This window comes from Pseudoalteromonas sp. SR44-8 (assembly GCF_014163635.1).
GTDB lineage: Bacteria > Pseudomonadota > Gammaproteobacteria > Enterobacterales > Alteromonadaceae > Pseudoalteromonas > Pseudoalteromonas rhizosphaerae.
In genome coordinates this window covers 1-10468 of sequence record NZ_JACJDS010000064.1, presented here as the reverse complement: position 1 = coordinate 10468, position 10468 = coordinate 1, and the positions used below count along the sequence as shown (strand labels likewise).

9 protein-coding genes and 1 pseudogene are annotated in these 10468 nt (G+C 36.9%); 6 read left to right on the top strand and 4 right to left on the bottom strand.

Annotation, left to right across the window (positions count from 1 at the left end):
- Nucleotides 1-337: 337 nt before the first annotated feature.
- A complete protein-coding gene (locus H5183_RS20965) occupies nucleotides 338-586 on the top strand; it encodes a hypothetical protein (protein WP_182732634.1) in 249 nt (82 codons plus the stop codon).
- A gap of 3 nt (nucleotides 587-589) precedes the next feature.
- Here the strand turns inward: H5183_RS20965 and H5183_RS20960 are convergent, their stop codons facing one another.
- Nucleotides 590-1489: a hypothetical protein gene (locus tag H5183_RS20960; protein ID WP_182732633.1), complete on the bottom strand. Its 900-nt coding sequence runs from the start codon at nucleotides 1487-1489 to the stop codon at nucleotides 590-592.
- Nucleotides 1490-1550: 61 nt separating this feature from the next.
- On the opposite strand from H5183_RS20960, the gene H5183_RS20955 reads away from it, so the two are divergent.
- From H5183_RS20955 to H5183_RS20940, 4 genes and pseudogenes are all read left to right on the top strand, one after another.
- Nucleotides 1551-2525, top strand: coding sequence for a transposase (locus tag H5183_RS20955; protein ID WP_182732632.1), 975 nt, complete (start codon nucleotides 1551-1553; stop codon nucleotides 2523-2525).
- A 28-nt stretch (nucleotides 2526-2553) separates the two neighbouring features.
- A pseudogene (locus H5183_RS21875) lies at nucleotides 2554-3238 on the top strand (IS3 family transposase); the annotation flags it as partial.
- Nucleotides 3239-3463: 225 nt separating this feature from the next.
- On the top strand, nucleotides 3464-4534 hold the full coding sequence (locus H5183_RS20945; RefSeq protein ID WP_145241844.1) for a hypothetical protein: 1071 nt from the start codon (nucleotides 3464-3466) through the stop codon (nucleotides 4532-4534).
- Nucleotides 4535-4546: 12 nt separating this feature from the next.
- Nucleotides 4547-5677: a hypothetical protein gene (locus H5183_RS20940; RefSeq protein WP_182732630.1), complete on the top strand. Its 1131-nt coding sequence runs from the start codon at nucleotides 4547-4549 to the stop codon at nucleotides 5675-5677.
- A gap of 670 nt (nucleotides 5678-6347) precedes the next feature.
- Here H5183_RS20940 and H5183_RS20935 read toward each other — a convergent pair.
- On the bottom strand, nucleotides 6348-7493 hold the full coding sequence (locus H5183_RS20935; protein WP_145241840.1) for a KTSC domain-containing protein: 1146 nt from the start codon (nucleotides 7491-7493) through the stop codon (nucleotides 6348-6350).
- On the bottom strand, nucleotides 7490-8347 hold the full coding sequence (locus H5183_RS20930) for a chitodextrinase (RefSeq protein ID WP_182732629.1): 858 nt from the start codon (nucleotides 8345-8347) through the stop codon (nucleotides 7490-7492). Before H5183_RS20930 ends, H5183_RS20935 begins: the two co-directional genes overlap by 4 nt.
- A 177-nt stretch (nucleotides 8348-8524) precedes the next feature.
- Here H5183_RS20930 and H5183_RS22035 point away from each other — a divergent pair, with 177 nt between their 5' ends.
- A complete protein-coding gene (locus H5183_RS22035) occupies nucleotides 8525-8662 on the top strand; it encodes a hypothetical protein (RefSeq protein WP_404936113.1) in 138 nt (45 codons plus the stop codon).
- A 1115-nt stretch (nucleotides 8663-9777) separates the two neighbouring features.
- Here H5183_RS22035 and H5183_RS20925 read toward each other — a convergent pair.
- Entirely contained in the window at nucleotides 9778-10107 is a 330-nt protein-coding gene (locus H5183_RS20925; protein ID WP_182732628.1) for a hypothetical protein, read from the bottom strand.
- Between the last annotated feature and the right edge of the window lie 361 nt (nucleotides 10108-10468).

The following is a 10468-nucleotide window of genomic DNA, read 5'->3' as shown; positions in this document are numbered from 1 at the left end:
CTGGCGAGGATCATCAATTGATTCGAAATATTTAAATAGTTGAATATCAGCCATGGGGGCTCCTGAAAAAGGAGTATAAGATCATACTTTTAAGTCAAGGTAAAGTTCGTGATCTTGCCCTGATCAATCTGCCTGTTTGTGGTGGGTAGGCTTTATGTTTTATTATTTTAAACGTTAATTCCATTTGCTAATTCTCTAAAACGATCCATAAACCAAAAGGGTCACCCATTAGACAGTTCCGGTCAAGCAGGCAGCTGTGTTTTCTTGATCTTTTTATTCAAAAAACCAAGTGTTCTTATTACTTAAACTCAATTTAAATATGACTATGCATACAGTAATGACGTTGATTGGTGTGAGTATGTACCTTGGTTTGGATAAAGAGCGCCATATGAATTTAGACAGTTTAAGCTTATTGATAATTAATTATGGCCCTTGGCTTTCGCGTCAGTTATCATTTAATGCCAATGTCAGTCTAGTTGAACTAATGGGTGATTCTGCGTATTTATCCCCATTTTCGTCAAAGATCACTTCGATATTATTGCAATTTTTATATTTGATATATTCGAATTGGAGAACCTCAGGTTAATATTTATATTACAATATCGTCGAGCAATAAGTGTAAATTTGATATATTTAATCCAGTTTGGAGTAAGCTGTCTGGTAGAAAACTTGTTCCGTCATCATTAACTTCCCCTGTACTATCAAATAGGCTTCGTAAACTCGCAAGAAGGCTTTCAAATTGCGATCGATCCAATAATTGGTAACAAGCATTTTTGTTCGAAGTATTTTCACAGTCAGCATCAATAAATAGCTCCACATCAACCTGCAGTTTGAATAGCAATTGCTTCGCAAGTGACCTGGTTTCTTCTAAAACCTTGTTGTTTGGTTTGCCGCTGCTATTTAGATATTTTGCATTTTGATAACTAGACCAAACGTTGTTGCGCAATTGCCAATATCTTTGGCTCAGCTTTCTACGATAATCACGCAAATAGGCATTTTGAAAGAGGTTCACAACATTATCTTTCACTGTTAACCTAGTTGCAGTGCTGTAACTTTGCGGTGGCGGAAGTTGGAGTGTATTTGGTGCATCTATACTTGCAGATGGGTCTAATGACAACAATAACTGACGAGAGTTGTGGGTGATAGACCAAATATCACTTTCAGTTAGCGCCTCTTTGCATGTTTCCCCAGGGCAATAGTTATCTCTGTCGTTTATTGCTTTAATATATAATTGAATGAATTTATTGACTTCAAGCTTTATTCTGTCCAACTCAAATGAAAAGCCAGTTACGCTGCTTGACTTAATCTTACTTAATGAGCGACGTAAAGTATTTTCAACAGACGTCCGTGTTAAATAATTTCCAAGATTATCAGCTGCATCTAAAACAAATTGTTCGTCTATATCTTTTCGAGAATTTATATCATTGATTAATGATTGTAGAGTTTGAGGTTGGTCCAGTGTTCGCTCAGCAAGAACCAAAGGGGTCAAATCTTGACTTCAGACATCAAAGGTCTAGATTTATAGTTTACTACTCATTGAGTGAATTACTATGTCTAGGCCGCTGCGAATAGAGTATGAAAATGCGTTTTATCATGTAATGAATCGTGGAAGAGGGCGCGAAAATATCTTTTTAAGTGATAACGACTTTAAGTATTTTTTACATTGCATTGAGCAAGCAAGCCTTCGCTTTAATATTGAAGTGCATTCATATTGTTTAATGACCAATCATTACCACTTGCTAATCAAAACCCCCGATGCAAATTTAGGCCGAGCCATGAAGCATATTAATGGCCTTTATACCCAATACTTTAATCGAACACATAACACAGATGGTGCGTTGTTTAGAGGGCGCTACAAAGCGGCGCTTGTGGATGCAGATAACTATTTATTACATGTTAGTCGATACATTCACCGTAACCCAATTGAAACGAACACACCGTTGGTAAAAGACCTTGTTAAATATAAGTGGTCTAGCTATTCAGCTTTTATTAAAAGAGGAGCGAGACCTAAATGGCTCGTCCGAGACTTTATATTTTCGCTGCAAGGCAAAAAGCGTAAATATGCTGCTTATAAACAGTTTGTTGAATTTGAAAACAATAAAGAAATAAGCGCTTTTTATAGTGCTAAAAAGTTATTGTCGGTTTTGGGTTGTGAGGACTTTATTGAAAACATAAAAGACTATATTGCCAAGTCAGATAGCGAAAGAAAGCTTGTAGCAAAAAAGCACTCAGCAGATGATGTAATTGCTTACTTAGTTCAACACTTTAATGTTGAAGTTGATGAGATTATAACGGTTAAAAAGGGGCGAAAAGAGAAAAACTTACCACGTTGGTTTGCTATTAAATTATGCCAAGACTTATCGGGGTTAAATTTGCAGGTATTAGCAGATATTTATAATGTTCAGCATTATTCTGCAATATCTAAAACGGTGGGTAGGTTGAATACATTAATGGTTGAAGATAAAAAGATTAAATTACAATATGAAAAACTTCGAAATGGTTTGATGTCTGAAGTCAAGATTTGACCCCTTTGGGTTAGAATATTCTGGTTATACGTATGGTAGACGCAGAGTGAACGTTGAATTGAATGCGTTAAATCATACGATTGGAATATATAAAACAGCGGCACTGATGAAAAAGTTGAATATAAAAGCCATCAGACCGAAGAAAAAACATTACTACCCTAATTCAGGTAATGAACATAAGTACGCATAGAACCTCTTAAAACGAGAGTTTAACCCTGATTCACATAACACGCATTGGGTCGGTGATTTACCTACATTAGGAACCGCCAAGAGTGGAGCTACTTGGCCTGTGTGTTAGATTTATCAACGAGGGAAGTTATAGGGTATGCCTTATCAACAAGCCCAAATGCTGAATTGGCTATAGCAGCATTAAATAATGCTATTAAGCGTCAACAGCCGGTTCTAATCAACTGATGTTTCATTCCGATCAAGGATGTCAGTATTCTGCGGCCTCGTTTAGAGCTCGGTTATCACAACTAACTATAACGCAAAGTATGAGTCGTCGAGGTAATTGTTGGGATAATGCAGTAATGGAGCGATTTTTTAGAAGTTTAAAAACAGAGCGACTGAATCGCCTGTCATTTATAAATCATCATTCAGTTATAAGTGAGGTGGACAATTATATTCAGTTTTACAATTACAAACGTAGGCATTCTACGCTTAATTATATGACGCCACATCAGAAATATAATGAATTAAAAAATGCCGCTTAGAATCTCTACAGAATTTGTTGACCATTACAGTCTTTGAGGCCCTTTGAATTCAGATGATTTTGGGTGGTAATAAGGTTGAATTTTTATAAAGTGCGGTTACACTTTATTTTGTGTGCGAAATTTAAACAATTTCAGAGCGCCTCATAAATAATAAACCGTGCTGACATTTCATATGGATATGAAGTTTGATTCCTTTGATTGCACACTATTAAGGGAATACAAACTATGGCAAATAAACCTGTCGTTTTGCTCATCCATGGCATGGGAACTCATACAGACGATTCAGTCAAAGAAGAATTCAAAGTTGGATTAAAACAATGTATGGAATTCTTTGGGCAAAGTAACTTTGACGTTAATGATGCATTTACGCTAAAAACTTTTAATTATTCTGAATATTGGGATAACAAGCGAAATGAATTTGCATCTCATCTCAAAGGGGATATTAAAGATTCGCTCTCATTAACACCTAGCCTGATCCAAAAAATACTTGATATAACGGCTGAATTTGATGGTGATGATTTCTTGTATACACATGTACTAGATGTTCTCTTTTATTTAACGGGAGCTTTACGTGGTCATCAATTAATCAAGCTTCACAAAGCAATTGGAGATGAAATTGAAGCGTCTATCAATGACCTCAATGGTCAACGTTTTATAATTGTTGCCCATTCATTGGGTACTGCTTTTATTCATGATTGCTTGACGCAACTCTATACGCATCGGCTAGACCCAATCAATTTTGGGTTAGATCAATTGTGGTCAGTAGCGACCGTTTCTAGACTCACTCAGATGGTTACACGGATGGATGATCCTATGTCATCTATTGTTACTGACCATAGCTCAAGTGAACCGGGAGTCTGTAAGGAGTTCTATCCTGTATATAATGATTTTGACCCGTTTTGCTGGTTCAAACGCTACACTCGAATACCGAATGAAGGTCTACTAATAAACACGAAGCACGTTAGAGATCTTCATAAAGTATACCAAGACAACAATTCCATGAGAGTTAACCCTCACGACTTACGTGAGTACTTTGCGGATCCTGAAGTAGGGGGAAGGTTTTTATCGACCAATGGAGTGGTAAGCATTGATCTAAATGATTTCAGAGCCGCTCAAGCTGAATATCGAAAAACTACAGCTACTGGATTAATCACTGACTCGTACAAATCGATTAAATCGAAGTTGGAAGAGTTGGATGATATCTCTGGAGGTGTGAGTGGCATGAAGAAAAAAGTCGAGATCCTCACTGAAGTCTACAAAGTAGTAGATGAAATGCGAGACGAGTTCAAAATATAAAAAGGATAGAACGTGATGAAAACTTACCTAACCGGGATAATTATTGCGCTTTCTTTTTCCTGCGCATGTTTTGCTCAGCAGTCTGAGCCAAATAATATCGACTTAGCCACTACATACATAGAAAATCAATGCGATTTTGAGAAGCTTCTTTCCAAAGGACTAGTCCTGAACAAATGGTTTGTCGAATACGACAAATATGTGACTGAAAAAGCGCTTGTAGCATGCAGAGCAATTTTTGATGATAAGTCAATTTCGCCAGTGGTAACTGACTACTGGTCTGCTGATGACCTTAGTGAGATTTTAGAAAATAACTTAAGCGAGTTAGATAGGGCATTTTCATTGGGTGATGTACGTGAGTTTGATGTTTTAAAAGCCAGCTTTAATGATTGGCAATCTGAGACAACTCTTCCAATTCGTCGCGGGGTCCCTATGCCTGCCAGTTTTGATTCTAGGCCGCGTGACTTTGATACTGTGTATTTCTTAACAACCCCTACAGGTCTTCCAAGGCAAGCTAGTGAGCGATTTGAGCTGAAAACAGAACAGAACACGTACTGCACTAATCGTTTTTCTGATGCAAAAGACTGCGTGCAAGTTTTCGATGCATTCAATAAAATCAATAGAAAGCTTTCTGTATTCCAACGGCTAAATGCTGCCCAAGAGCATAATGCATATGTCGCTATTCAAGAGGCTAAATGGGACAAATTCTCCGATAACTCTCGTTTCCAAACTTATATAGATGTTGCATTTACGTCTTGGGTTTATCGTGACCATTTTTCTAGATCTGATGATTTGATAACGCCTCCACCATTACAGTTATATGCCTTGAGACCTTCGCTAGTATATGAGCATCTGTCTGACGCTCCCAATGGTGACAGAGATGAGGTAGCGATAGCATTAGAGTGGTTAGGTTTCAATGCTTGGGATTTAAAAATTCCATTCGGTGTTTCTGTGACTAGTGTCTATTCTGATAGAGCCGAAGGAAAGTCAGTTGGGCATGGTTTAACATTTCACGTGAACAACTCATTTAGCTTTGGTTTTGCAAATCGTGGGAGTGGAGGTAACAGTTTCTACGTCAACTTTGAGTTGATGGATTGGTTTGGTGAAAATCAAGATATGCTCAAAAGATACAGAGGGATTAGGTGATTTCACATAGTCCAATTAAATAAAGGACGAGACAGTAAAGTTATCAATTTGTTTGCAACGAGAATTTCATAGGATGGATATTCTTGGAACTGCTTCGTCTTTTGAAGGGGAATGTAAATTTGATAATGTGATACCAAAGGAGGAAGCTCAGGAAGCCCAATATTTGATAACAATATGAAAATGATTGCGCTTCATCATTACGGTTTCAAACGAACAGAAAGGGTTAAAAATAATCGTGCTGTTGCAATATTTAAGATTCTTGAGCACATCGAGCTATATACTGAATTAAATTTAGAAATGGCTGAGCATCAGTAACTGTGAACATCTCTTGTTGTAGTGAAAAAGTTGGAGCCTGTTGTAAGTTTAAAAATTTCTTAATTTATAAGTTGCTAATACACTCACAATTTTAATTGTATTTACTGGTTAGGCATGAGAATTTAGGTTTATAACAATTCACAATTTTAATTGTTGAAATCGGTTTCGTAACATATTGAATTTTAAGAGCCGCCATTCACAAACTTAATTGTAGGTAACCATTTATTGATCAAAGTCATTATAGTTTGGGAATGAAATTATAGATTGGGAATCCAATCTCTATTCCCAAACCATAATTATTAAAAAGGGTGAGCTATCGTGGCTCACCCTTTTTTATTTCTAGTCCAATGTTTAGTTATTTTTCAACTTTTGCAACTGGTTCAAGTGACGTCATTTTTAGATAAGTCATACTTTCAATATCTAACTTGTCAAAAGGGTATTGGCCTCGAATATTGTCATTAAAAAACTTCCCCATTGATGTTGAGTAATACAATTCATCCCATACTAAAATTGGGATATTGTAATAACGGTAAACGCTTCCTGATTCAAATTTCAGATCAAGGACTTTATTGATTGTTGAGTAGCCTATGTGTGAAAAAGCATCAGATTTTACTGGATGTTGTTCAAATAACGGAAAGGGGGTTTGGTTTTGTATAGAAAACTCAATTTTTTCACTAATTTTACTCGCAACAGGATTACTTCTAAGGTATGAATCTATTAAACCATGATGTGAGTCGTCAAAGTATGATTTAGCAGAAAAATTAGGTGGTAGACTTCCAAATAATATTCTTACTATATCAATGACACTGTCATCATCTAAAGTGAGATATGAAACTAGAGCTTTATACTCATCTTTGGGTAATGAACTTGTTGGGGGAGCGATTGCAGAAAGGCTGATCATTGGATAATCTGCAGTAGAATAACCGTCACTGTAAATGTAGTTATCAATTATTTCTTCGAATAAAACATTAGTATAAAAATTACCTTGGGAGTGACCCAGTAAAATAATTCTATTGCATGAATTCATATGAAAATTTAGTTTTTGGTAAGCATTGTTATAATCAGTTTCGTTTATGATACTGTAATTTGCATCAATTACAGACTCTAAGATAACTTCTTGTAAAATCATTAAATCTTTTTTATTTAAGACAGAAACAGTACCATTGAGTATGGCGGTAATGATTCTATATTTCGGTGAAAATATAGATAGGTCGCTATATTTTTGTTGAGCAACTTCATAAATTTGCTCATATATAACCTCATTATTATTATAGTTACCATCTGCTTTAGCTCCTCGGTAGTACTTACCTAACCAAACAGCATGAAAATTATCGATCCAAGCAAGATTTGATTCAAATTCATCATAACTTGTGAGCATTCCATTTACATGGAAAAAGCGTATATAATCAACTTGCTTACTACAGTGTCTATCAAGAGTTTGTAAGTTAGCAAATGCAGAGTATGAAAAAATTAAGGCCATAATTAAAATGTATATTTTCATTTTTTAGCCCCTATTAATGCTTCACAATGTTGATCAGCCATCCAGTGGTAGCTAGGTTCAAAACGTAGAATATCTGCTATTTTATTTTGACTTTTCCGGTTCGTATAAGCTCGATCAATTGTATTGAAATACAATGATTTAGGATTACGAAAATCAGAGAATTCATTTTGTAATTGCCTTGTGCAGTAATTGATATTCATAATATCTAAAATGATTTGCCTACCTATATCAGCATCTAAATTTGGTATACGACCTTGTTCAATATCAATAACGAGCTGCAATGTTGAAGCTGCGCCTAAACTAAAGGTGATGAGCTGCGGAGAATCAAACTTTTCATACACATAGCGCTCATAATCATCACGAATACCGTTGTCATTTTGATCAACACCGTCCAACGTTTTATAGTCGTCAGGGTGTTCCGGTGGTAAATTTGGGGTTTGGTAAAATAAATCTTTAATTTTTTGCCAACTACTGTGAGGGGCGGGTTCGTTACTCTCATTCCAGTAGCGGGCAAGGTAGTAGTCGACTCCGTGTTTTACAAGGCTGCCACCTTGATACACTTTGTTTGCTTGCCATTTTTCTATCACAGTATTTTGCAGCCAAATCCAACCATCCCAATGGGGTTGGTTTTCTATCGGTTCAATGCCTTTAACCCAAAAAGCGGCAATAAATAAGCTGTTGTTGTGAGTCACAACATCACCGGCTACATAAATTGAGCTGGCACTCCATTGTGGGTGGTTTGGTTGGATATCGGTTAAATTTATATTGTTAGCTTCAGAGTTAAGCTGAAAAATATTTGTCGCGTAAGCGTGCGAACAAAAAAGTAACCAAGCAATAATGATGAGTTTAGTCATTGCAAATTCCTTTTGATGAAGTTCCATTACTTTTTAATTAAGTTCACTTTTTAGGTAAATGCAAGGTGGGAGGATTAAATATTTCAAAATCATTAATGAGTTTGAAAAGTAGCAATACTTGGTTTTTGAATACAGAGATCAATAAAACACAGTCGTCAGCATGATCGGAAGCTTCTTATGGGTGACCCCTTCAGATCTTTGGTGAAAAAGCATGGCGTGAGCGATATTGCTAACGCAACAGGATTAAATCGTGAAAGCTCGTATAAGGCGGTGAATGGTAAAACCAAAACTCGTTGCGAAACTTTTTTCAAGTGATAAAAGCACTTAACTTTCGCCTTACAACGCAAGTGGCGTAGGTTGGGGAGAGTGCAACGAAACCCTTCTGGTGTGGGGTCGTTCTTAGGGCGATAAGTGAATTTCACCACCGAGAACTCAAATGCGCTTCGCTACACATAGGTTAAGTATTGTTGTAGGAGATGGCTTCAGCCACGAATGATTTAACACTAGTGACAGAGTTAATCACCGTAGGCGTTGAGCTTGCTGACGCGTGTGTAATTTTTGCATATATTGTCGCGCTGGCGACCGTAGCCAAAGAGGGGCTGCCGCTGACCCCTTTCTGGACTCTCTGTAGGAGCTGGCTTTAGCCGCGATTTTTCCATCCGAGCAATCACGCTATTTCCTGCAAACCACAATTGATGTGAACGTAAACGCCGAAGATAGTCCGACTTTCACATTCATGTACGCTTCCCAGTTCGGCCATCCATGGCCTCTCGTTCAAAGCTGCGCTTTTTTTCACCCATGGTCTAGTTTCGCCTTATCGCGCACTGCCAACATGGATGTAGGTACTTAGGATTTGTTGGGAACAAAATCATGCTATGCGAGATATTACTCATCAATTGCTTATTTTCAGGGCGTGATGACGGGGGAAGGGTGTTAAACGCCAGATTGGTTTTTGGTCTTGGCAATATGCAAGACCTAGCCCCGCGGTTTCCAGTCATAGAAATGCACACTGCCTTTATGCACCTAATTAAGAATTACATTGTTTTGAGTGTTTTTTAACTAATTGATAATATTTAATAAGTGGATATAAGAAGATTAAAGCAACAAAAAAAATGATGTTAGAAAATAACAACATTTCACTTGTAGTATAACCTCCAGCAGCAAACTCATAATAAAGCGTCAAAAGAACAGCTGTTATTTGAGCGTTTATAATGAGTAACCAAATGATATGATGTAAAATATAACGTTTATATATAATACCTAAACATGCGCCGATAGTAAGAGTATCAAACGTAAATGTAAGATAACTCAGCCATACTGGATGAATTGTTTGCAAACTTATATTGAAAAAGGAGTTATAGATGTCATAGCCTGTGGTAAGTAAAAGCAATAGGAGAAACAAGTACCAAAATATATTGCTTTTCATAGTATCAATACCAATAACCATAAGGTATATCGTTCGGATTTTTTGGTAGCTTTGACCAACCTTCACTGTCATCTATGTATCGTTTAGTAAAGTTTCTTCTTATCGCGCCTGCTGGCGCAAGGTTTGCTAGTATTTTTAATAAATTGGTAGATTCATTTGAGCTGCGGCCATAAGTTTGAATCGTAAGTTTTATGGTAGGGTAAACTCTAGTATATGCTTCATTTGCATCTTTATGATTACCGATGAACTGGCGATATACGAAATGGCCTACTGAAGCGATTCTACCGGCAATACCTGCTTTTTTTACAACACTCATTTCTTTTGATGAGCTCATAACTTTCCTTGTTCCTTTTTTGACCTATGCTAAAGGTCGATATTCTCACTTTTTTTTTGTAATGTAAACTAACAATTCTTTAAGGCTATGGGGCTTTCTGTTTATAAGCAGTTAACGCAAACGCGAAGATAGTTCAGACTTTCACGCTCCCCAGTTCGGCCATCCATGGCCTCTAGTTCAAAGCTATGCTTTTCACCCATGGCCTAGTTTCGTCTTATCTCGCATTGCCTACATGGATGTCATAGGTAGGTACTTAAGAAAAATATTAAGTACAGCCTTAAAAATTTGGCTCTACCCCATACTGAAATACTCCTGTTTTTCGATCGCGTTTGGGGTGCGCCCTAGCTGCATTTTTCCTCAG

Bases quoted from the DNA above. Each gene is read 5' to 3' on its own strand.
- H5183_RS20965 (WP_182732634.1), top strand. From the start codon at position 338: ATGACGTTGATTGGTGTGAGTATGTACCTTGGTTTGGATAAAGAGCGC.
- H5183_RS20955 (WP_182732632.1), top strand. From the start codon at position 1,551: ATGTCTAGGCCGCTGCGAATAGAGTATGAAAATGCGTTTTATCATGTA.
- H5183_RS20945 (WP_145241844.1), top strand. From the start codon at position 3,464: ATGGCAAATAAACCTGTCGTTTTGCTCATCCATGGCATGGGAACTCAT.
- H5183_RS20935 (WP_145241840.1), bottom strand. From the start codon at position 7,493: ATGAAAATATACATTTTAATTATGGCCTTAATTTTTTCATACTCTGCA.
- H5183_RS20930 (WP_182732629.1), bottom strand. From the start codon at position 8,347: ATGACTAAACTCATCATTATTGCTTGGTTACTTTTTTGTTCGCACGCT.
- H5183_RS22035 (WP_404936113.1), top strand. From the start codon at position 8,525: ATGGGTGACCCCTTCAGATCTTTGGTGAAAAAGCATGGCGTGAGCGAT.
- H5183_RS20925 (WP_182732628.1), bottom strand. From the start codon at position 10,107: ATGAGCTCATCAAAAGAAATGAGTGTTGTAAAAAAAGCAGGTATTGCC.